We start from the raw sequence: 23,096 nt of genomic DNA on the forward strand, positions 1-23,096 counted from the left end.
GGGCGAGTTTTTTGAGAAATCACCCGATTGGGCGATCGCCCACGCCGATGACCCCACCAGATTTGGGCGCACTAGTTATTCGTTTCGCGCAAAGACACCAGCAATTCGCCCACCGTCAGGTTCAACTTTTGGGCATGGGGATTGCTGGACTCAAACAGTTCATCGCCAATCAGCGCCTGATAGTCGGCAGCGGACTGGGTGCGGGCTGTGTCATCCATGTATAGCCGCATCACCAACAGCCCATAGTAGTCCCGCAGTTCAGTGCCTTCCAGCAACACTGTACCGCCATAGTCCCAGTCAAAGCCATAGAACTTGAAGGGGCCCAGCTTTTGCTGTAGCTCTGCAAACGAGGTTCCCACCCCAATGCCTTCTGGTGTGCGCCAGGCCGGGCCAGGGTTCATGACGGCAGCGGCTTCGGTGCGTTCTGGGTTGCCCCAAATAATGGTGAAGGAACGGTCTGGGCCAAGGTTTACGACGGTTCCCAGTTCGGTTTCGCCTTCGCCCATGCCAATTTCTTTATCTTCTAGGTTGGCTTCGCCAAACTGTGCGGCCAGATCCTGGCGGGTCGTGTTTTTCGTTACGGGGCCAAAGCGTTCGCCAGGAACGATCGTGGTGTCTAGGGTTGCAGCAGGAGATTGGGCGATCGCCCCGCCACTGGGTTCCGAGGGACTGGGTGACGCTGTGGGTGACTCCACGGGCGCAGGAGACAGCCAAGGCGCAGAACCACATCCCGCTAGCAGCGCTACGGAAAGTAAGGTAGATGCTATAGCAACGCGCGTCCGGGATTTACAAACCAGGGATGTGAACATGGAACTCCAGCCTTTCGCCAATCTGCGACTATGGTAATAGATCTATCGCCGTAGGCTGATGCTCCGTCCGGATAGTTTGCCCATCCCTCAGTCGAGTGATTTTTTAGGTTTCGTTCAGTAATTTTTGATGAATAGCTCTTTACCTTTGGCGGCGATCGCCTGCTTGTAGTTATTCATGCCGTATTGCAGCTCCCATTCCACAATGGTCGCAAACTGAAATAACTGCCGCACCTCTGGCGAGTCGTCGTAGGTGATCAGCCAGCGGTGGGAACAGTGCTGCATGGCAGCGGCAAACCGCGTATGGTCAAAGGCCGTGTGCAAGTTGCCTTTGATTCCGTAGAGTTTAGAGTGCGTAGCAGATAAGTAAGGCGGATCGAGAAAGATAAACACGTCTTCACCTGACTTTTGCAGCAGTTCTGCATAGTCGCCCTGCGTAATCTGTACGTCTGAAAGTAAGGCAGGCAGTTTGGCGAGGCGGGCGATCGCCGATTCCGTAAAGCGCCGCTCGTAGGCCTGCTGCGAATAGCCGCCAGAATCCATCACACCCGAAAACGTAATGCGGTTCATCACAAAAAAGCGAACAGCGCGATCAAAATCCGTGGAACTGTTTCGTTCATCCAGCAGGAATGTATACAGTTCACGCCCGGTCGGGAAACTGGAGCGCAGCCAGGACACTTTTTCGACCAGTGCCTCGTTCTGATCGCGGGCAGTCTTCCAAAAGCAAACCAGGTCGCGGTTCAGGTCGTTGATCCAAAACAGGCGCGGCGTTTGATCTGACCAAAACGGTAGCTGCTGTTTTGCGGCGAGAAACACCGACCCGCCACCCACAAATGGTTCGCGAAATTCGGCAATGCGCTCTGGCAGCAGGGGCAAAATCTGGGCGATCGCCCTCGACTTGCCGCCGGGATAGCGCAACGGACTCTTGATCATGCTTCCTCAAACCCTTAACCTGCACAGAAATTGCCTAGCTCAGGGTATCTCAATTTCCCATCCAGCACTACCCATGAAATCGCTAGAAGCCCCATTAAAAATCTAAATTGGCAATCTAAACCCCAAAATCTAAAATCCAAAATCGCATTAGCGCACCAGGGTTTGCCGTAAGCTGGATTGAGGCTTAGATTATTGAGACGATTCTCCAGACGCAAGCGACTAGACGCAAAAGACTATGGCGACCATCAACGATAATTACTTGAAGCTCAAAGCGGGCTACCTGTTTCCCGAAATTGGGCGGCGGGTGAATGCCTTTGCGGTGGCGAATCCTGACGCACCGATCATCCGGCTGGGCATTGGCGACGTGACCGAACCCTTGCCCGAAGCCTGCCGCGCCGCCATGATCAAAGCCGTGGAAGACATGGGCGATCGCGCCACGTTCAAAGGCTATGGGCCAGAGCAGGGCTATGGCTGGTTGCGAGAGGCGATCGCCACCCACGACTTCCAAGCACGCGGCTGCGACATCAGCGCCGACGAAATCTTTGTCTCCGACGGCTCCAAGTGCGACTGTGGCAACATTCTGGACATCTTTGGCAGCAACAACACAATTGCCGTCACTGACCCCGTGTATCCGGTATACGTCGATACCAACGTTATGGCAGGGCACACGGGCGATGCCAACGAGCGCGGCGAATATGGCGGCCTCGTCTACCTACCCATCAGCGCGGAAAATAATTTCACTGCCAAAATCCCCAGCCAAAAAGTAGACCTGATCTACCTTTGCTTCCCCAACAATCCGACGGGAGCAACCGCAACGAAAGAACACTTGGCGGATTGGGTGAACTACGCCCGCGCCCACGGCTCCATCATCTTCTTTGACGCTGCCTACGAAGCCTTTATCACCGATCCGTCGCTGCCGCATTCCATTTACGAAATCGAAGGGGCGCGGGAGTGTGCCATCGAGTTTCGCTCCTTTTCCAAAAATGCGGGCTTTACGGGCACTCGCTGTGCCTTCACCGTCGTTCCCAAATCCCTCAAGGGCAAGGCGGCTGATGGTTCTGACGTGGAGTTATGGGGCTTGTGGAACCGTCGCCAGTCCACCAAGTTCAACGGCGTGTCCTACATCGTGCAGCGCGGCGCAGAGGCGGTCTACTCACCCGAAGGTAAGGCTCAAACCCGCGCTCTAATCGACTTTTATATGGAAAACGCCCGCATTATTCGGGAACAGTTAACAAATGCTGGAATTCAGGTCTACGGCGGCGTGAACGCGCCCTACGTCTGGGTGAAAACGCCGCACGGTTTGTCAAGCTGGGATTTCTTTGACAAGCTGCTGCACACCTGCAACGTTGTCGGCACGCCGGGTTCGGGCTTTGGTGCGGCAGGCGAGGGCTACTTCCGCATTTCCGCCTTCAATAGCCGCGAGAACGTGAACGAGGCGATGCGCCGCATTGTGGAGAAGTTTCAGGGATAAATTCTGCTGAGACATCCGCAAACTGAACAGAATCCCGGTGGCTAAGCTCGCCGGGTTCTGTCGTGGGGTTTAATGTTTATTTACGCTCATTATCTGATGCTCAACCGATCAGTCGCTCTACCAGCAGTTGCGTAATTGGAAATCCGGTTTGCCGTTCGAAATGGAGAAACATGGGGCTAGGGTTTGCTTCTAAGAAGACATATTGCCCATCGGGTGTCAACCGCCAGTCAATTGCTGTCCATTCCAGATATAAGCAGCGGGCGATCGCCACACACTGCTGCTGCACGGCTTCTGGCAAGATAGCAGGGATTAGCGTGGCGGCGGCATCTTCTCGGAAGTCCACTGCGTCGCTGCGGATTTCTGCCGTGTAGACCTCAGTGCCAATCACGTAGCTGCGGACATTTGTACCTGGAACATATTCTTGAAGCGTGACGGGGGCGATCTTACTGGCTAGTTCCAGCCTATCTAAATTCAGGTGGTCGGGCGTGATTCGTTGGGTGTATGCGCCGCCGTACACTGGCTTAAAAATCAGGTCTGGATAAGACTCGTAGAATTGCAAAATCGCCTGCGGATCATTGCTAATCAGCGTCGGCGGAATCGGCACGCCCAGTTGGGCAATTCGATGTAGTTGTAAAGGCTTTTCTTGATGAAACTGGTACGCTTGCCATGAGTTGATCCAGTGGGCCGGGCAAGCCTGCATCAGCGATCGCAGCGTACTCAGCGCATCTTTGTGGGCAATGCTGGCCTGCTGGGCATCTTGCAGTGGCGGCACCTGCACGCCATAGAAACTGCGCCAAAAAATGCTGTGAATTTGGTGCAAATCGAGGCGATCGCCCTCAGGCAACACAATCGTCCCAGTATGGGCAGACGGACTCCAGGAAAGCTGGATGCGCGTCGGAAAGTGCTGAGTGTTGTAGTAGTAAACCGATGCCCCCGCCTGGGCAACGGCCTGACCCACATGGGCCGCATGAGGGTCAGTGCGATCGCCCAAAATCAGAACATTCATGCACACCTCAACGGGCCGTCCAGGCTTACCTACCACTCAGTCCAGCCGCCTTCTTCACCCAGCGCCAAGGTCGTCGCCCAGCCCCCTTCCTCGCCTAGCGCTAGAGTGGTAACTTCGGGCGGCTGCCACCCCCCTTCCTCGCCGATCGCCTTAGTCGTAACGGGAGGATGTGGGATCACCGGATCGATGGGAACTGGTTTGGGAGGACGAACCGAGGGCACACCGCCCCTGTTCTCCCCCTCGCCGCGTGATATATCGGAGGCCACCGCTGAGATCCGATGCCATTGCAGAAGCTAAGTCATCTTCAAACTCAAGATCGAGCGTCTTCAGGGTTGAGAGGCTCAAATTAAACGGATGTTCCATCTCTAGCTACTCCCTTTAAAGATTAGTTGAAATAGTCAGACATGAGCGATCAGAGCTGACAATCAGTCCGACAAAATATCCCATTCTCCAAACTTATAAAAAAATCATTTTTTAGGTTTGCCAATCTGGCAGAATTTTTGCAAAACTCTATTTTCTCTTGGGCGATCGCCAATCCATTTTGAAAAAGCTTCTGTATTAGCCCTGAGATGATTGAAAGATTCAGGCTTAGGAGTGATTTTGGTAGTGCGAGAAGTGAATAAATTCACTCTCTAGCCACTCTTGAAACATGCGATCTAGAATCGCACCACGAGTTTCATCATTGAGTTCAGCCGACAAGAAACCGCCTACCATTAACAGGTCATAGCTTTGCCCCACAGGAAAGGGGCCCAACAACTCATTGGGCGCTGCCCCAAATACAGCAGAGCCGATATCGGGTGGAAAATCCCAGCGACCCAGTCGCCCATCATAGCCACATCGCAGCCGTCTTTCTTCGTCTACATCATACAAGTGCGCCGCTTCATAAAAACTCAGTTCGCCCTCTTCAATTTGATACAGCAGTTCTTGGGCAAGGGGGCGATAGGGCACCTGAATTCTGTAGATAAAAACTTGCTCATAGTCCAACCGATTCTGGGCAAATACCCGATCTACGTCCTTTGAAAAAAGGGAGTTTCGCAGTTTTTTTAGCAAGAGGCGATCGCGAATTCCTTGTTCCCAATGTTGGGGAGAAATAAGCTGTTCCGACAGCCATTCTAAAGTCTGAGCCACACTTTCCAACCGCATCTCATAACGCATTTGATCTGCGGCAGACTGGATCTCCTCCGGAGCAATTTCAATTTGATATTCTATGGCTGCTTGCTCGATGATAGAGCGATAAATAATCTGTTGGCAGACATCCCGAATCTGTAGATTACGTCTGAGACAATCTACAATATCTTCAGCACTCAAGGATGTACCCGCAAAATCTATCATATCCAAACTTGACAGCATAACTAAGCCATATCGTGAAACAACTTTCGTCTAAGCTACTCCTGCTCAGCACAAACGCACTGATTTTCTGCTTAAAAAAGCACACTTCAAAATCTGAAATTAGTGAGATTTTATAGTTTTTCTGAATCATTGCGATGAAAATTTAAACTTCTTCTTGTGAACACCGATCTTGCATGAACTACTCCCTAAAGGGGTCAATAAATTTGACGCAAGAACACAGGAAATAGACAGGCAATAAATATCAGGATTCAGGTCAAAAAGCAGCCAGGTTTAAGTTGATGTCAGAAAATTAGCGCTCGTCAGAGTCGTTGTCACTCCGTGGCTCGAGCCATCATTGATGACAGTATTCAGCACCACTGCTAAAAGCGTTGTCTCTGCCCCCATTCCAACCGTAATTAGCGTGGCACTACGGATACTTTGATCCGTAAAAGTGATAGGCACAAGGTTCAAGTCTCGAAGCAAAAGACCAGTCGGCAGTTGAATTTTGTCACTCTCAGACGCATTGAAATCAGCAATTATACTAGGTTGAGAGTCTTTGATTTTAGCGGCTGTTCCGCTCAATCTAAAAGTGTCTGCCCCTCTACCGCCAATCAGCAGATTAATGCCGCCGCCACCATCTAGCAAATCGTCTCCACTGCCTCCCAGCAGCACATCCATTCCCAGTCCGCCCAGCAGGACATCGGGGCCAGCACCGCCTTGCAAAACATCGTTGCCCCATTTGCCGAAGAGGCGATCGCCCCCTCCCTTTCCTCCCAGCCAATCTTGCTCGGATGTGCCAGATAACTGATTGCCTTCTGAATTGCCAACGGCCTTCTTGACCGACGCGCCGTCTTGGGCATAGTCCCAATCACCTGTACCCATCGCCACAACTAACTCTGGCAGCAGTGGAGCAACATCTGCAAAATCTAGATCAGCCCAATCCAGCGATGCCGGAACCATCGCCACTGCGATTGTTTCCAGCGGCTCTCCAGGAACGGCAGCAGGAACCGTCACGACTGCCGTTGTTTCGGGTGGCTTCCCAGGAGTCGTATTGGCAGATGCACCAGCGCTGATAGAGGTTGCGCCAGGGACAAACACGCTATCGCTGCTGCTGCTTGTGCCCAAGGGAGATGTCGCAGAGGAACTGCTACTGCCGCCAGCCCCGTTGGCATTCACGTAGGCAACAGCGCTACTGCTTGAGGTGCTGATCACTGAACCGTCCAGAATAGAACTGTCTGTAGAAGCGGCACCGAACAGCGAGTCTAGATCGGGTAAACCAGAATAAAATACAAGGCTCATGATGTCACTGCCTGTAAACGCCTGCAATCTGTCCATCAAGTCTGAATTGCCGCATCTCAACAGGTCGCTGGATGGATGCTGCATTTCTTGCGCGTCGAATTACGCTTGGATTACGCACTGCTCCTCACAGGGGAGACTGGCCACCCGCGTCCCTCGCGAGCTTCACAAGCACTGGCTTCAAAAACGCTATCGCCTAGTTAGGAAACATATACCGAAACAGAACGAGAGTGGCTGAAGCTGCGATCGATTCCGTCTGGAGTAACCGAGATGGCTACGGCCGTAGCCGAAGCGCGGCTAATCGTCACTCGCGGCATCTGTCGAACCACTGCAACCGTGCGAGTTTTGGTTAGAGCATACTCTCCAGACGCAAAGGCGATCGCCCCCGCTGAGGCATATCCTAGTCCAGTTTCAGCAAACGTATCGGTGGCTGCATATCCACCCACACAATCGCTTGGGCCCAGACAACCGTCTAGATCGGGTATTGCTTTAAGGTGAGGTAAGTCTTGAATCTTGAGCAATCCTGGAGGAGAAAGACCCACTTGAGCCTTCTCGAAGGGCTTTACACCTTGGGAATTTAGTAGAGACATCGGAAACTCTGGCCTATATCGATTCTGGATTTTAGATTGGCGATTAATGACACTACAGATCCAACACAGATCCAACGCAGATCCAATTTAGAGAAGGAGCGTCCACTAAAGACAGAACATTCTCAGCCTTCAGTGGACGGCTTCCTGATCTCTCTCTCAAATAGAGAGCGGGTTTTGAGATGCTTGAGATGGCTCTTCTTTCATGAAAGATCCACACAATCGAGATTGCATCCGCCCTCTGAGATGGAACAAACTACCAGTTAATCAGAGCAGCCGAAGTGCTGAGCGAGAAGGAGTTGCCCTTGTCGTCAACTACAGCTAGAGTATCTGCCTTCGTAAAGGAGTAAGCCTCATAGCGAACAATAGCATCACCCTTCGCACCAGCAGATGCAGAGATATTATGAACGTTGCCAGGAGCTTTGATGACAGTTTCAAAGCGATTGGTCGTGTCAAAACGAACACTTACTTTGTCATCTTGAGTGTAGGTGCTGGACAGGTTGCGACCCGGACGATAGAAGGTTCCACCCTGCACACCTGCTTCAGCAACGGTTTCCAGATAGTTTAGCTCAGCAATAATCATTGACTTTCTCCCATGTAGGTGAGTTGTTTTAGATGCACATCTCTTGTTTGAGATGTTGTTTATATCTTATGAGATTGACTTGTTTGAGGTTGCCATTTTGGCATATTTTGAATTTACATAGCTTTGAGTTTTGAATGAGAAGTTTGAATAACAGATTTGAATGATAAAAATCACAGATCTGATCAAAAAACTTGGCAAATATAGAATTCAGGAATTCAGGCTCTTTGCATGGATTTCATGTCTTGAAATTGTTGCTCCTGAGATCGGTTCTCAATCTTGAATGTTTGATTTTGTCTCGCCAGCCCAACGCTTAGAGGCTCCCAGCAGTTACATCCGTAGCGCTGCTCAAGAGAATTAATGTTCTCTTTGAGAATAATCATGATCGCCAAAACAGAGGATAGAAATGGATTTTCTATCCTCTTGATTCTAGATTGCAAATTGCAGTGCAAATTTCTTAGAAAAGACCGGTTCGGCGGCGGGGGGGACGAACAATGGGGGTCGGGAAATTCAGCGATTGGGTGGAGAGTGTCCAGTTGGTGGTTGTCACGCCATTAATTACTTCTGTAACAGAGCTGCTGAATACAAAAGGAGAGTCTACATTCTGAAAAGAGATCGTGATTGTTTGAGGAGGTGACACAGGGCTACTAAACAAGATTGACTCTCCTTGTTTGAGGAGTAAGTTTCTACCAGAAAGCTCAATCAACAGATCGCTAGAATTGGCTGAGCCTCCGACGAGATTTGAGGCTTCGTCTACTTTTTCGAGATAATCTAGGTTGTGAATTAGCATGGTTTTTCCTAAGGGAAGGGTTTGTGCATTGAACGAAGTTGCGCCTGCTATGATTTCTAAATCTTGAGTTCCAAGAGATAGATGATAAACAAGATGTTGGGGCTAGTTCCGGGGGAATGATGGAATTCAAATGGTGTTAATTCCAAAGGGAGACTTTGAACCAGGGGCGATCGCCCTCGATCCAACAATCTCCCCCGCGAACCTCTGCCTGAACTTCTTTCAAAGGTTCCAGATAGCCCAGGTCTTCGAGCCGGGTAATGCAGTCCTGAAGAGATAATGTTTCTTGGGGCGGCTGTGGTTTGGAAAGTTCCGATGTTGTCTTTTGATTTTTATGCGGATTGTTTTCCTTCATTAAGCGATTGTAGGTGCGGTAGGGGATATAGTGCAGTGGATTGTATCCCGCAAACTGAAGAATCAACAGGCAAGCCCAAGAATACTTGCCCTCTAGAATGGCTGATACAACCTGATTGAACTGTTCAGGATTCATTGCCTTATCCAGGCGACTTGAGAGGTTTGAATTCACAGCACGACTCTCCTATAAATTGGATCAAAATAGAAATTGGATCAGAATAGTGCAGAGACTTCAAGATTGGGCGTTGCCGATGAAGTACTATTCTGTCTGATTGACGCAGATTTTCAGAGTTCAATCGAACCGCATTTTTACATCTTGAGGCTATCTTTTCGGAGCTTTTGAAAGGGGTCAAGCAGCACATCGAGAATTCGACGCTGCCGCAGGACGATTTCGGCGGTGGCGGTTTGCCCGGCTCGCAGTAAGATGGTCTGACCTTGATGGCGAATGGTTGAACGATCTAGGGAAATTTCTACTTCGTAAACAGGGCCCAGGCGCTGATCGTCTTTGGCAGCTGGCGATACGGTCAATACTGTGCCTGACAAAACGCCGTATTCTTGATACGGAAAAGCATCTACTTTGACCTGAGCAGGCATTCCAACCTGAACCAAGCCCGCTTGCTGATTTGGAATTTTGGCAGAAAGCACCAAAGGTGAGTCGATGGGGGCAATTTCGGCAATCGTGAGTCCGGGCTGGACGACTTCGCCTACGTTGTCGATATGTAGTGCCGATATGGTTCCCGCGATGGGCGCAGTCAGCATCGTAGACTGGATCTGGGTTTGAGCGGCATTGAGCAGTGTTTCCGTTTCCTTAATTTTTGCCTCTAGCTCAGATACGTTGACCTGGATTTGTTGGAGACGCTGACGTTTTTCTAGGTGGCTCCGCTGAACCTCCGATTGCTGCTGGGCGAATTCTGCCTGATATCTTTGGGCACTGGCGATCGCCCGCTGCAAATCTCCTTCGCTTTGAATCTGCACACGCCGGCGATCGCGCAAAGATTGTTCGACCTCAAACAATTGTTCCTGGGCGATCGCACCTGCCTCTACCAGCGGCTTTAGGCGTGCTAGACGCGCTTGATATGCAGTCTGGTCAATTTCAGTCTGCTTCAGCAGTTCTTGCTGGGTCGCGACGGCAACCTGAGCCTCTGTAAGGGACGCAGATTGAGCTTGCGCCTGACTTTTGGCGATCGCCCACCGCATCTCCGCCTCTAGCGCCGTGCGATGCAGCAATTCCTGGCTCTGAATCAGTTGCAGGCGATATGCAGAAAGGCTCTGCTGGAGGCGACTCACCTCCGCTTCAAGCATTCGGCTATCGAGCGTAGCCAAGACTTGCCCCGCCCTCACAAAATCGCCCTCCTGAACTAGCAGCCGTATAACTTCACCTTGGCTGACGGGCTGCACCTTATAGACGCGCCCCAGGGGAACCAATTGCCCCACCCCCTGGCTCACGTCTTGCACTTTGCCAAACCAGACCCAAGCTGCAAAAACACAGCAAAATGCCAGCCCAACTCCAACCATACGGCCTGGCAGCGACGCAGGAGGCTGATCTAGCACAGATTGCAACGATTGACTCCAAGCGGGCGGGAGGGCTTCTGAAGGGGAACGAGGATCATCCGTCGTTGTTTCTGAAGTGGCATTGAGTCCTGGTTGACTGGCGGGCTGTTCGTCTAGGAACATAAGCAGTGACCTGGTATTTACCTTCTGGGGACTGAAGGAAAGTCTGAAGTGCAGACGGGGCGAAACTCAAACCAACTTTCCTGATTGGATAAAGTAAGGTTAGAAATATCCTAAGAGAATTCTGAGTGGCTAGCTGCCAAATTGGCAGTTTTCTGTATCAGCTTTTACAGGATGTAGATTGCTCAAAGAGTCTAGGCGAAGATCTTGCGATTCAAAAGATCTCCGGAATACAAAAATGACAGAATTTGCCCAAAAACAAATTTGGCTAAAAATTGCTAAAGCACGCATTGCTCCACAAAAGTGATGCAGAGTGGTATGACCAGCATGACGGTTTTGGAATGCGGTTCTGAAAGGTAGGTCTGTCACAAATCTATAACTCTGTGGCAGGTCTATCGGGCAGACTAAAGCTCAAGCTGCTGTTGGGCTAGATAATGATATAGACCTTGTTGCTGAATCAATGCGTCGTGGGTTCCTTGTTCCACCAAGATGCCTCGATCGAGGACTAAAATACGGTCTGCATTGCGGACGGTGGAAAGTCGATGGGCGATCATAAAGGTAGTGCGATTGCGACTGATTTGCACAAGGTTCCGCTGAAACCGTCGTTCTGATTCAGTATCTAGCGAGCTAGTGGCTTCATCCAAAATCAAAATACTTGGCTTTCCTAAAAGCGCTCGGGCGATCGCAATTCGCTGTCGCTGCCCGCCAGACAGCGTAGAACCATGTTCTCCGACAGGGGTGTTATAGCCGAGTGGCAAAGCCTGAATAAACGCATGAGCTTCCGCTAATTTAGCTGCCTCAATTACTTGTTCCAGTGAATACTCAGGGCGATACAGCGTAATGTTTTCGAGAATTGTACCGGAGAATAGAAAACATTCCTGCGGCACCACGCCAATTTGCGACCGCAAAGAATGTAGCTGGACATGTCGAATATCATGTCCATCCAGCAGCACACGCCCCTGGTTGGCAAAATATAGTCCCTGAATCAGTTTAACTAGCGTTGTTTTACCAGAACCACTCCGCCCAACAATGGCAATCGTTTGACCCGGCTGGGTCGAAAATGAGAGATTTTGCAGCGTGTTGCGTTCCTCGTCTTCGCCATATCGAAATGTCACATTTTCAAACACAACTGCCCCGTGCAGCCTGGGTAATGGCAGGTGAAATTGTTGGGATGATTCTTCTGGTTTCGCTTCAAATACATCATTTAGGCGTTCAACAGAAATTAGCACTTCCTGAAGCTCATCCCACAAATTGGCTAACGTAATGACTGGGCTAATGACATAACCAATCATCATGTTAAATGCCACAAATTGGCCAATCGTTAAATCCCCCCGAATGACCAAAGTTGCGCCATACCACAGCAATGCTGTACTCCCAATCGAGTTGATCAGTCCGTTTGCTGCGCCCAGCCCAATGCCCAGTTTGGCTCCGCGAAATCCGGCATTCATCTGGTTAACCAAATGATTTTCCCAGCGCCAGCGAATTTCTTGTTCTGCGGCTAAGGATTTGACCGTTGCAATCCCTGTCATCATCTCTACTAGGGATGAGTTTTGCTCTGCTGCTTCATGAAAAATCTGGCGGGATACGCGCCGCAGAAATGGCGTTGCGCCGAGTGTGAGCAGCACAATCGGTGGAATCAGCAGCAGCACCAGCAGGGTTAGCCGCCAGTTGTAGTAGAGCATTAGGGCTAGGTAAATAAAGCCTGTCAAAAAGTCAAGCCAGGAGAGCATGACTTGGCCAATCAAAAAATTCTGAATTTTTCGGTTTTCCTGCACACGGGTGAGGATGTCTCCCACACGCCGAGACTCAAAAAATTGCAGCGGCAGCCGCAGCGTGTGGCGAATAAATCCACTAATGAGGGTCAGGTCGAGTCGATTTGCCAGATGGGTTAGCAAGTATTGCCGAACTGACCCCATGCAAATGCTCCATACACCAAACAGAAATAGACCGATAACAAAGGCGTTGAGTGTGGTTTGACTTTTTTGGACAACGACTTGATCCAGAATGATTTGGGTGAATAAGGGCGTTACTACGCTGAAGAGCTGAATCAGGAGCGAGACGAGAATAATCTGAAGCCCGATGATGCGATAGGGGATGAAAGTGCTGAGGTAACGCCCCAGCGAGATTTGCTTAATTTCGAGGTCGTTGAGCTGGCTGGTCGGCTCTAACAGCAGGGCATAGCCCGTCCAGTGTGCTTGAAATTCTTGGCTAGAAAGCGATCGCCTGCCATGAGCGGGGTCAGCGATGATAATCCGTTTGCGGCTGGCGTGGTAGACCACGATATAGTGATTGCCTTCCCAATGGGCTATCCAGGGGCTGCTCTGGTTTAGCAAACGCCCCAGGCTGGCCCGCACGGGGCGAGCCTGCAACCCGATCCGCTCTGCGCCCTTGGCCAGGTTCTTGAGCGATGCACCAGCGCGGCCGACATTTGCCTGCTCTCGCAAAAAATGAATGGGCAGTTGTTTTCCCCAGTATCGAGCCACCATCGAAAGACAGGCGGCTCCACAGTCAGAAGAGCTTTGCTGTTCTACCCAGGGATAGCGATGAAAGGCATCGAGAATTCGCCGCTGAATGGGCTTTGGAAAGGTTAGCGGTAAATCTGGGGCCGGCTGAGATGGGGTGTTTGCTGGGGCTGGAGAAGGCTGGCTGGGGGCAGCCGGAGACGGGCTACTCTGCTCTGGGCGATCGCCCGTGAAAAGGAGACGCCGTTCGTGGCTTGATCTCTCGCCAACAGCATCACCAGAAAAAGTCGGTGCATGGGTTGAACAAGAGTTATGCAGCAATAGGCTTAGGGCTTCCCAACTCGCCGCAGGTAATTGGTAGACCCGTAAATCGGTTTGAGCAACCCAGCTTTCGGGGATCGGATCTGGCGCACCCCAACTGTCGCCGACCTGGGGCACTGGGGATGCTGGATCGGTTGATGAAGAGCAGTTCTGAATCTTACCTTGCCGGAGCCAGAACCGTCCGCCGCTGGATAAGGCAACTCGAAGCGGTGTGCCTGTGGGAATATGACATGGGTTCCAGTCTGTAAGAAATCTCTGGATTTGGCGGCTGCTGAGCGATTGCAAATCAGGGCAATGGCGCAAAAAAATCATACGCTCCCGCATTCTAGCCTGCTGCATCAGCACGTCTCGCCAGGTTGATGATGTAGCCAGCAGCGATCGCCATATGTTATGAGAAATAGGAATCAGCTCAACCGGACTTGCGGCGATCGCCCGATAGCTTAAGGTTTCCACGCCTAGTAGAACTTCTACCCCAAACGTATCTCCCGCTTCGAGAACCACCGCGGTTCCTTCACGCTTTCCATCAGCCATTGGACACAACAGCCGCACTCGCCCCTGCTGAATTATCCACAAAGCAACCTCAGCACTAGCAGACGAGGTATCTGCCTGTGAAGTAGAAGCCTGCGACGTAGACGTAAGAGGGCTATCAATTATGGCAGCGACCCGGACTAGCTCAGTTCCTAGCGGAAAAGAAATGGGAGCCGCAACGTTTTCCCTTTCCTGTAGCTCCTGCAAGAGATTTCGTATATCTTCTTGCAATAGCCGCCATTCAGGAGTGAGCTGAAGCTTGGGGATAGACTTTAGCAATGCAGTGTGAGAGACACCCGGATGAGTGCGACTGGGGTCAGTTAAATTCATAGCGAGACAGCCCTTGAGAGTTGACTTTTGGGGGTTAAAGCAACCTATGCTGGCCGCAAATTAGGTTCGTAAAAATACGAAACCTGAGTGCTGGAGATAGATGCTAGAGATATATCGCAGAGATGGCGTAGAGATAGGCGCTAGAATCTGCTCTGAAGAACAGGAAACCAAGGATTTAGACGGTTCTGCCGATTTTTGTCAATTCTTTAAACTCAGCTCACAGAACGCAAGCCCACAAAGCTTACGCCACTCTTGTCTTCGGGGCGCTTCAGACCCAGACCGTTTCCTAAATTATTCCGGCTTATAACGGATGCACAACCAGCTTACCTTTCCCTGAAAGTTGATGAGAGATGATAAGGGTGAAATGCCTGAACCAGAATCAACGTGAGTATCCTGAACCCGTGATTTTGAGCGCGATCCTTTATGACGTATGCTGTATCTCTCGTGTTTGAGCCAACTATTTTCTTAGAGAGCTTGTTCTAGAGGACTCGGATGGACATCAAGCGTACACTCAAGACAAATTAACGGGCTTACCACCGCAAGTTTTTTTAGCCTGGAATCATGCGGCCCAAGAAAGCCGCATATGCACAGGAGGTATGGTCACTACACCGTTCTGCATCTTTGAATACGCTTTCCGAAAGCTTAACTGATCAGTTACAGCATTACAAGTGATTTAAAGCTCAATTCTCAAAAGTTGAGCAGGTAATCGGTCAACTCACTCGGACGAACGTAATCCATCAGGCTGAAGCAGCGTAAAGCCAGAGGAAACTGGAGAACTCAGACCAAACGTTCAATGAAGACATTTCACCTGCAAGTAGGTTAACAAAAGCATGGCTAAGATATTTCTTAACATTAAAAGATCGGCACGAGTCACAGTCGAACTGACATAATTCCTTATCCATAAAAAAGCCTTATAGTCACCTCGATTCAGTGCCTTGCTCCGAAAATCAGCCAGGCTATGTCGAGCTATTCCTAACCAGCACCCCTATTTTTCGAGGTTTTCTTGCATAAGTTGTGGGTTCAGAAGTTATGCAATTGAGACGACTCTTGCAGAAAGTTGAATGATCTCTCGCAGGTATAGCCCACCAGAAATCATCCAACTGCACCCGTCCTAAAGTTAAATTGCCTGCTATAAATTGCCTGCTATAGGTTTTGCCTAAATCATCAGGTTCATGAAGCTGCTGTGTCCTGCATCTTCTACTCGGATTGTCCAGCGGCCGCGTCTGGATAAATCCGGCGTAAACCTGTAGCGACCCTGGCGATCGCTCGTCCCTCGTCTCCAGGGCACACCGGGATTCCCCGGCGCAAAGATCAAGACCTGTGCGCCTGCCATCGGTTCCCCAGTGCTGTAGTCGGCAATGATTTCTACCGAGATAATCTGAGCATTTTGGGGCAGCGTAGATTCGCTGTAGGTAATGCTCTCCCCCCGCGCACCCCGCGCCTGCACGAGGGCCCTTAAACCGACTTCGTGGGCCAGGGCTGGAACGGCTAGCGTGCCCAGTAGCAAGATCAGGTCGAGCGATCGCCCTAGATGCCGCTTAACCCTGGCTTCTAATCGCACGCGGTCACTCCTTCTGCACAATACACGCTCCACCACGGGTCAAGCTGACTAGTATCTGATTCGCCCGTGCTTTTTCCCAGCAATTCCTCAAAACTGGAACTCAACCCGCCATAGCGCATATGCATATGAATGGGTTGGCCGTGGGGAGCGCGGAGCGCCACATATTTGAAACCACTGCAAGCCGCATCATCCGACACTAGCTCAAACAAATCCCAAATCGACGACTGAAAGCGGGGATAGTAGAACGGGTCAGGCGCAGCGCCGCGATAGGCATACTGACAGTTTTCGGCGATCGCATTTTCGCCTGCCAGATCTCGATAGAAAGAAAACTGCTCCATCTGGTTAAAGACAATGCGCCCTGGATTTCTCGGGTCATTCAGCGAGGAGGGCACGGCTGTATCCAGCGTGAACACGCCATTCACGCCCAAAAACGGAACACCGGAATTTGGAGAAACAACCGCTACGGGTTCGTTTGCCAATCCGCTATGCCCACTCAGGCAAGCCAGGGATGTCAGAATTGCAACTGAAAGTTTTGGTAAATCGAGCGATCGCATAAATACCCATTTCCTCACAATGATCACTGGGACGATTATCTTTGGGACGACAGGTAGCCCTGTCGAATTAAGGCATAGCCTACCGAGTTCGAGTTAAATTTGCGATGCCCCTGCTGAGGATGGGGATAATGTCGATTTGCGATTTTGGATTGGTGATTTTGGATTGGTGATTTTGGATTGCCAGTCAAGCGTCTTTGAGGCTTCCAGTAATTTTATTCGTAGCACCATTTAGAAGAAGGGACATCAACAGCTTCCTTATCCCAAAAAAAGAGGGAGCGATCGCCCCCTCCGGTTTTATATCAAATCAAAACTGTTTGCTCAGCCTAGCGACGACGGAACCCACCGCCGCGCATTCCGCCACCCAAGGAGGGACGTGGACGCACGCTGCCAAAGCCACCGCCGGGGCGAATCGTCGTCTTTGGGCGGGGAGCCGTATTCGGGCGCAGGTTGGTGGAGCCAAACCCAGAGCCGCTGGGGCGATTCACCGTGGTCTTGGGTCGAGCGGTCGTTGGGCGGGCCGTGTTGGGAACCCGCAGTTGCCCCGATGTGCGAAGCTGGCGATTACGCACCGCATTGGGCACGGTCTTGTTTTGCGCCTGGTAGCGCTCGACCGCTTGCCCATAGGTGCGACCGTAGCCGCCGTAGCCCGTCATCACGCGACCGGGGACATAGACAGGCGGAAAGTAGTAGTGCGGCGTAAACAGCAGGCTGCCAATTGCCTGACCTGCCAGCGCTCCGGCAAAGGGCGACCAGAAGCTCGGCTCCTGACGCACCACAACGACTTCCTGTCGCCCAGTCTGCGGATTAACCTGGGTTTCGGTGACGTTGTGGACATACTCGATCCGAAAGTCTTCCGTCAGATGCAGCGAGGGCTGCCCGTTTTCAACTTTGAGATAGCTCTTTTCGCCTGCGCTGATTTCTTCATCCGTCAGCCGCGCCATCGGCAAGTCGGCAGATTGGAAGATAGAAGACGTTCCCGGCGGCGTATTCAGCAACATCAGCGTATAGTCGCCTTCCAGGTCGTTGTAGCTGGCTTGCTGCACAGGATACTTGCCATCGGGCAGCGTAGCTTGGGACGGCGCAGCAGCCACTACGGGTTGATCGGCAGGGGCGATCGCCCCCGAATCCCCCAGAGAGGACGAGCAGGCCAGCGTGGTGAAGGCTAGTGTGAAGGCTGCCGTGAGGGCAACCAGCTTGCGAAGGACAGAAAACTGCATCATGAGAATCAATGGGTGAAACAAAGAAGGGAACTTATCAGACGTCGGGGTTGACAAGGGTTTGATAAAGCAAGTTAACTGGGCTGAATGCTCGATAAAGATCGGCCCTGACTCTAATCTAAACCAGACGCAAGACCTGGCCCAAGCGCAGCCCGTCACAGCGCAGCAGCAGACAGTTCAAAAATCTATAGGGGAACGAGTTCGGGATAATGCTGCAATAGCTCGTCGTAGGTGAGTTCATCGCCCAGTTGCGCTGGAGAAAAATGCACCTGAATCGCCCGCAGCTTTTCGTTGTGGTGCAGGTTGATGATGGACTTTAGCCCCATTCGCAGGGCGCTGGCGTTGGTTAGGTCGGTTTCCAGGGTAGGCACTTCGCCTTCATAGGCGACGGTGATCATCACCACCAAGTTTTGGGTAATGGGCAAAATCAGCGGCGTTTCTGCATCCTCGGTGTCCGAGTCCAGCAGTTCTGCGCCGCTGCCGTAGCGCTGGGCCGAGTCGGTGAAGAGTTCTGTCACGTAATCGCCCGCTTCGCCCTCATCCCAAAAGACATCGCCCTCGTTGGCGGCAGATTGCCAGTACGGTTCGTACTCCAGCAGGTGGTCGCAGAGGGTAACGAGTTCTTCCCCCAGCACATCCAGGTCGCCTTCGGCGGCGATCGCCCGTTGTCCTGCCTGATTTAGCACGCCCAGCAGCGGCGCAACCTCGCGGCCGGCTAAATGCAGAAAAATGCGGCATACGACAAACCGCGTTTTGCCGCTGAGTTGTTGAAAGCGATCGCGCAGGGGCATAGGAATTTAGATTTTTGGATTTTGGGTTTTGGGGCTTTGGATTTGGGGTTGGGTTAAGCAGCAAGACGGCTACCCCATTCATATTTTGTCATCTGGCTTCCTGTTTCCTCACCTATCAGCAGGGAGGATTTCCGCCATCCGCGCCCCAATTTGCCGAAGGTCTACATTGCCGCCGCTGATCAGCACACCGACGCGCCCCGTCACTTGGGGCAAGTAGCCTTCGAGCAGGGCTGTGGCGGCCAGCGCTCCCGTCGGCTCGATCACCAGCTTCATCCGCTCCCAAAGGAAAAACAGCGTCCGCAGCAGCGCGTCGTCGGGCACGGCCACCATGTCGTGAACGTAGTGCAGCACCAGGGGAAAGGTGAGGCTTCCTAGCGCGTGTGTGCGTGCGCCGTCAGCGATCGTGTCGGGGTTTTGCACGGTTTGCAGTGTTTTGGTGTGAAACGAGCGGGTCGCGTCGTCTCCGGCGGCGGGTTCCACGCCGATCACTTTGCAACTTGGCGAGAGCGTGTGGGCGGCGATCGCACAGCCCGACAGCAGCCCGCCGCCCCCGCAGCACACCAGCAGATAATCCAGTTCGCCTACGTCTTCGATGAGTTCTTTCGCCGCCGTGCCCTGTCCGGCGATAACGTGCGGGTGGTTGTAGGGCGGAATCACCACCGCGCCACGCTCCTCGGCGATTTGCTGGGCTACCTGTTCGCGCACGGCTTCGGAGCGGTCATACAGCACCACCTCTGCGCCATAGCCCCGCGTGGCATCTTGCTTTACCTGGGGCGCGTCGGCCGGCATGACGATGGTGGTGGGAATGCCCAGCAGTTTGCCAGAGAGGGCGATCGCCTGGGCGTGGTTTCCCGATGAGTAAGTTAGCACGCCCCGCTGCTTTTCTGCGGGCGAAAGCTGCGACAGCGCGTTATACGCCCCGCGAAACTTGAACGCGCCCATCCGCTGAAAGTTCTCGCACTTGAAAAAGACTTCACAACCCGTGCGATCGTTCACCGTGCGGCTGGTCATAACGGGCGTGCGATGGGCCACGCCCGCCAGCCGTTCTGCCGCCGCTGCCACATCGGCATAGGACACGGGCAACTCGTTAACCTGATTGGAAGTTGAAGCAGCAAGTACCATCGTGATGTCCACCCGATTTTTTCTAAGCCTTTTCAATTTGTGACCGCAACCATTCTATTTCCAGTTCAGAGAGCGCGGGGGGCGGCGGTGGCTGGCGGTAGTCAATCGACAAGTCGTAGGCAGCCTCATCGTAGATTGCCCTCAAAGCTGCCCCCAAATCAAGCGGCACTGCCTCATCGGGCGCTTGCAGCGGCACTGGAAGGGTGGGTAGCTCATCCGCAAGGGCGATCGCCCAAACCTCCACTACTCCAGAATGGGCGCGAGTCAGCGTCACCAGATAAGGCACCGCAGGCAAGCGCGGATGATTATACGGACGAGTGCCTCTGCGGAGCAAATCGATCTCAATCAAATGAACATTGGCTTGATAGAGCCGTTGCCGCTTGCGGCGATATTCGCTCAATCCAGGTTCTCGCTTATTGACCGGAGACAGAATTTCAATGCAGCTAATCAACCGATTCTGAGCCGTATCGCGAATCTCGATGCTTGGAATGCGGACTTCGACGGGTAGGAGCAGCGGCAGAGTTAAGAGGGCGGGCGTGGTTGCCGTTGCGCCTTGGGACGCTGGGCCTGTTTGGCGACTTGCCTCAGTCGGCTGCACCTGAAGCACTTCTACATCAGGATACAAAATGCCGATTTCACTCTCTGGCGACGCATCTTCGACTAGGTACACCTCCAATCGTGCGGTGTAGCGAGGGCGCAGCAGCGGCACGAGCATTTGCCGAATTTTGTTGGCAAGGGCGTTGTGTACATCTGACCAGAGATAGCCTTCAAGATAGGGGTCCATTCCAGGAAAAGGCGACGGCATGGCTAAAGCGTCCGAATCAACTATCCGAATCACAGATCAGTCATTTTCTCGATCATAACGACACTCCAAAGCGCTAAAAGCGTGAATTTGACAGAAGTTTGCGGAAATCTTCAGACTTTTCGATCAATTCCCGAATTATGCAAGTTTTCCCTGGAGAATATTCGAGAATTGCTTCTGGAGACAATCTGCAATGGCAAAAAAGAAGGGCAAGGGAAAAGGTGTTAACTACTCCTCACCCTATGGTGACGGTGTGGACTGGGATATAGACGACTATTTACCCATTTGGGAACTGCCAGAAGGCGAAACATTTAGCCCCATCGATCCGCTATCTTTTAACACGGATTTGCAGGGACGCTCTCAGCTTTTTCTGCCGCTGTATGTCAACAATGACGGCATTGGCAACGATACAGACGGATTTAACACGATTACTCTATCGCTCGATCCGACAGATACAGTCGGTTTTACTCAGGAAACTTATATCTTGAAAGAATCATGGGATGCAATCGCTGGTGATGTTTTCACAGACCCTTATCGATTTTCCTATCCTCAACCAGAACAATTGGCAGATTACCTGTCAAAAACATTTTTAGTTGATGGTGCTAGTCGCCCATTCAACACGCCTCGCCTCATTCCTGGCGGACGCTTCAAGGAAATCATCATTATCATCGAAGATGCTCAAAGCCCGTTGCCTATTCAGCTTGGAGCAGAAAATAATACCATTCCCGGCAGCGGCATTGGCAACACTAGCGGCATCAATGTGATCTATGCGGGGGCAGGTAGCGACACAATTGACACAGGCGATAGCGATGATACCGTGCGGGGCGAAGAGGGTGACGATTGGCTAGTAGGTGGCAATGGCGACGACATGCTCTACGGTGAAGCTGGTAATGACTTGCTACGCGGCAGCAATAGCCGAATTATAGATTCTCAAAATTCCAGCTATACCCGCCCAGCAGGTGACTATCTAAATGGTGGTACAGGCAACGATACGCTTTATGGCGAGGGAGGCTGGGACACAATTGATGGGATGGAGGGCGATGATCTAATCTATGGCGACAATCCTGACCCTGGCTTGGATAACCCTGATTCTGAAAACCCTTTTACAGACGAACGAGATGTTTTAAGCGGGGGTAACGACAACGATGTTATTTTCGGCGGAGCTGATAACGACAAATTATTTGGTGATGCAGGGGATGATTACTTATCGGGTGGCCCTGGACAAGACAGTTTAGAAGGCGGAGATGGGCGCGATCGCTTCGATTTCTACACCTATCGTCCCGGATTTAATGATGACGATTCTATTCGTGACTTCAGCCTGGCAGACGATACGATTGGTATTTACATAGGAACCGCAGAATCGTCTAGCTTTCGCAACGTTGGGCTGACTCTCAACAGCGCTATTTTACCTAGCCAGTTTGTCATTGGCAGCAACGCAACTACAGCCAACCATCGCTTCATTCTTACCTTAAGTAGCTTTGGTGACTCTTCCGCATCCTTGTTTTTTGATCCCGATGGCTCTGGCCCCACCGAGCAGATTGAGCTAGCCGATCTCAGCAGCGATGATGGCTCAAGCCTCAGCAATTTCAACCACACGCACATTGTCACCTTTGATGACACGCGCCGCCGCCCGCCGCCCAGCGCCCCCCTGCCGCCAGCGCCCAGCGTGCAGTTTGCCCAAAGCACGCTGCTGGTCAGCGAAACCGCAGGCGTTGCGACCCTGACGCTGAATCGCACCGGAACGCTGGCGGGATTGTCGCAGGTCAGCGTGGCGATCGCCGGTGGAATGGCAACGGCAGGTGCCGATTTCAATGCTTCGTTATTTCCGAAAACGATCACGTTCGGCATTGGCGAATCCAGCAAGACTGTCGAAATTCCCATTTTGACAGATGCACTGGTTGAAGGAAATGAAACGATTTTGCTGTCTGTCGTACCCGTCAATAACCCACTAGCAGGAACGCTGGATACACTCACTGGGAACGTAAATTCTACAACTATCACCATCCAAGATGCAGGCGCGACGAATGGCAATGATTTGCTGATTGGCACGCCACAGCGAGATGCGATCGCCGGACTGAACGGCAACGACACGATTCTCGGCTTGGGCGCAAATGATACGCTGACGGGCGGGCGCGGCAACGACACGCTGTTTGGCGGCACGGGCAACGACACGCTGCGGGGCAACCAGGGGCGCGATGTGTTTGCGCTAGAGCGGGGGCCGGGGTCGATCCGCATTTTGGATTTTCAAGATGGGGGCGATCGCCTCGGACTCTCGCTTGGTCTCCGGTTCCCACGGCTCAAAATCGTGCAGCAGGGCAGCGGATCTAGCCAAGTCACGCGCATCAGCCTCGGCAGCGATCTGCTGGCCATCCTCCCTGGCATCGCCAAGTCCCAAATCACCAAAGCCGATTTTGTCTCGATTCGCCCGCCTGCGATTTAGCCTGCGCCTCAGTTTCCAACTTTCTACCCCTCGTACTACCCCTCGTAAAGTCCTGTTGCAAACCTGAGATGACCCACGCAAAATGCGATAGCTTGAAGATAAGCAGATATACGCATCAACTCCATCGCGTCCTCTGCGAATAACCATC

The 23,096-nt window shown here is 52.0% G+C and carries 19 protein-coding genes and 1 pseudogene; 2 read left to right on the plus strand and 18 right to left on the minus strand.

All coding sequences use genetic code 11. From position 1 onward, the window contains the following. Positions 1-71: 71 nt before the first annotated feature. The gene (locus tag IGS16_RS12665; RefSeq protein ID WP_297085938.1) at positions 72-695 is read right to left on the minus strand and encodes a hypothetical protein; all 624 of its coding nucleotides are present in this window, start codon (positions 693-695) and stop codon (positions 72-74) included. A 228-nt stretch (positions 696-923) separates the two neighbouring features. After that, positions 924-1,739, minus strand: coding sequence for a DNA adenine methylase (locus IGS16_RS12670; protein WP_297085940.1), 816 nt, complete (start codon positions 1,737-1,739; stop codon positions 924-926). 235 nt (positions 1,740-1,974) lie between these two features. Here IGS16_RS12670 and IGS16_RS12675 point away from each other — a divergent pair, with 235 nt between their 5' ends. Further along, positions 1,975-3,210: an LL-diaminopimelate aminotransferase gene (locus IGS16_RS12675; protein WP_297085942.1), complete on the plus strand. Its 1,236-nt coding sequence runs from the start codon at positions 1,975-1,977 to the stop codon at positions 3,208-3,210. A gap of 100 nt (positions 3,211-3,310) precedes the next feature. Here IGS16_RS12675 and IGS16_RS12680 read toward each other — a convergent pair whose 3' ends face one another. From IGS16_RS12680 to IGS16_RS12755, 16 genes and pseudogenes are all read right to left on the minus strand, one after another. Beyond that, a complete protein-coding gene (locus tag IGS16_RS12680) occupies positions 3,311-4,216 on the minus strand; it encodes an MvdC/MvdD family ATP grasp protein (RefSeq protein WP_297085944.1) in 906 nt (301 codons plus the stop codon). A 29-nt stretch (positions 4,217-4,245) separates the two neighbouring features. Beyond that, positions 4,246-4,437, minus strand: a complete 192-nt coding sequence (locus IGS16_RS12685; protein WP_297085948.1) for a hypothetical protein — start codon at positions 4,435-4,437, stop codon at positions 4,246-4,248. A gap of 367 nt (positions 4,438-4,804) precedes the next feature. Further along, positions 4,805-5,344, minus strand: a complete 540-nt coding sequence (locus IGS16_RS12690; protein WP_297085950.1) for a peptidylprolyl isomerase — start codon at positions 5,342-5,344, stop codon at positions 4,805-4,807. Between the two features lie 492 nt (positions 5,345-5,836). Beyond that, on the minus strand, positions 5,837-6,844 hold the full coding sequence (locus IGS16_RS12695; protein ID WP_297085952.1) for a hypothetical protein: 1,008 nt from the start codon (positions 6,842-6,844) through the stop codon (positions 5,837-5,839). A 197-nt stretch (positions 6,845-7,041) separates the two neighbouring features. Continuing rightward, positions 7,042-7,287, minus strand: a complete 246-nt coding sequence (locus IGS16_RS12700) for a hypothetical protein (protein ID WP_297085954.1) — start codon at positions 7,285-7,287, stop codon at positions 7,042-7,044. 397 nt (positions 7,288-7,684) lie between these two features. Beyond that, the gene (locus tag IGS16_RS12705; protein WP_297085956.1) at positions 7,685-8,011 is read right to left on the minus strand and encodes a hypothetical protein; all 327 of its coding nucleotides are present in this window, start codon (positions 8,009-8,011) and stop codon (positions 7,685-7,687) included. A gap of 454 nt (positions 8,012-8,465) precedes the next feature. Next, the gene (locus IGS16_RS12710) at positions 8,466-8,798 is read right to left on the minus strand and encodes a hypothetical protein (RefSeq protein WP_156434780.1); all 333 of its coding nucleotides are present in this window, start codon (positions 8,796-8,798) and stop codon (positions 8,466-8,468) included. A 136-nt stretch (positions 8,799-8,934) separates the two neighbouring features. Continuing rightward, positions 8,935-9,321, minus strand: a complete 387-nt coding sequence (locus IGS16_RS12715; protein ID WP_297085959.1) for a HetP family heterocyst commitment protein — start codon at positions 9,319-9,321, stop codon at positions 8,935-8,937. 137 nt (positions 9,322-9,458) lie between these two features. Further along, complete coding sequence (locus tag IGS16_RS12720) at positions 9,459-10,823, minus strand: HlyD family type I secretion periplasmic adaptor subunit (protein WP_297085960.1); 1,365 nt, start codon at positions 10,821-10,823, stop codon at positions 9,459-9,461. Positions 10,824-11,224: 401 nt separating this feature from the next. After that, positions 11,225-14,176, minus strand: a pseudogene (locus tag IGS16_RS12725) (ABC transporter transmembrane domain-containing protein); the annotation flags it as partial. A 1,441-nt stretch (positions 14,177-15,617) separates the two neighbouring features. Continuing rightward, a complete protein-coding gene (locus IGS16_RS12730) occupies positions 15,618-16,022 on the minus strand; it encodes a carboxypeptidase-like regulatory domain-containing protein (protein ID WP_297085964.1) in 405 nt (134 codons plus the stop codon). Continuing rightward, the gene (locus IGS16_RS12735; RefSeq protein WP_297085966.1) at positions 16,013-16,501 is read right to left on the minus strand and encodes a hypothetical protein; all 489 of its coding nucleotides are present in this window, start codon (positions 16,499-16,501) and stop codon (positions 16,013-16,015) included. Before IGS16_RS12735 ends, IGS16_RS12730 begins: the two co-directional genes overlap by 10 nt. A 398-nt stretch (positions 16,502-16,899) precedes the next feature. Continuing rightward, positions 16,900-17,796 (minus strand): hypothetical protein, encoded by an 897-nt coding sequence (locus IGS16_RS12740; protein ID WP_297085968.1) that lies wholly within the window; start codon positions 17,794-17,796, stop codon positions 16,900-16,902. A 182-nt stretch (positions 17,797-17,978) separates the two neighbouring features. Further along, entirely contained in the window at positions 17,979-18,578 is a 600-nt protein-coding gene (locus IGS16_RS12745; RefSeq protein ID WP_172358953.1) for a DUF1517 domain-containing protein, read from the minus strand. A 114-nt stretch (positions 18,579-18,692) separates the two neighbouring features. Then, complete coding sequence (locus IGS16_RS12750; protein WP_297085970.1) at positions 18,693-19,706, minus strand: threo-3-hydroxy-L-aspartate ammonia-lyase; 1,014 nt, start codon at positions 19,704-19,706, stop codon at positions 18,693-18,695. 22 nt (positions 19,707-19,728) lie between these two features. Continuing rightward, positions 19,729-20,511, minus strand: a complete 783-nt coding sequence (locus IGS16_RS12755) for a DUF4058 family protein (protein ID WP_297085972.1) — start codon at positions 20,509-20,511, stop codon at positions 19,729-19,731. A 190-nt stretch (positions 20,512-20,701) separates the two neighbouring features. Between IGS16_RS12755 and IGS16_RS12760 the strand changes: the two genes are divergently transcribed. Further along, positions 20,702-22,948 carry a Calx-beta domain-containing protein gene (locus tag IGS16_RS12760; protein WP_297085973.1) on the plus strand — a complete coding sequence of 749 codons (2,247 nt, stop codon included), beginning with the start codon at positions 20,702-20,704 and terminating at the stop codon, positions 22,946-22,948. Positions 22,949-23,096: the final 148 nt, after the last annotated feature.

Origin of the sequence: Thermoleptolyngbya sp. C42_A2020_037 (genome assembly GCF_015272455.1) — a bacterium.
Taxonomy (GTDB): Bacteria; Cyanobacteriota; Cyanobacteriia; order Elainellales; family Elainellaceae; genus Thermoleptolyngbya.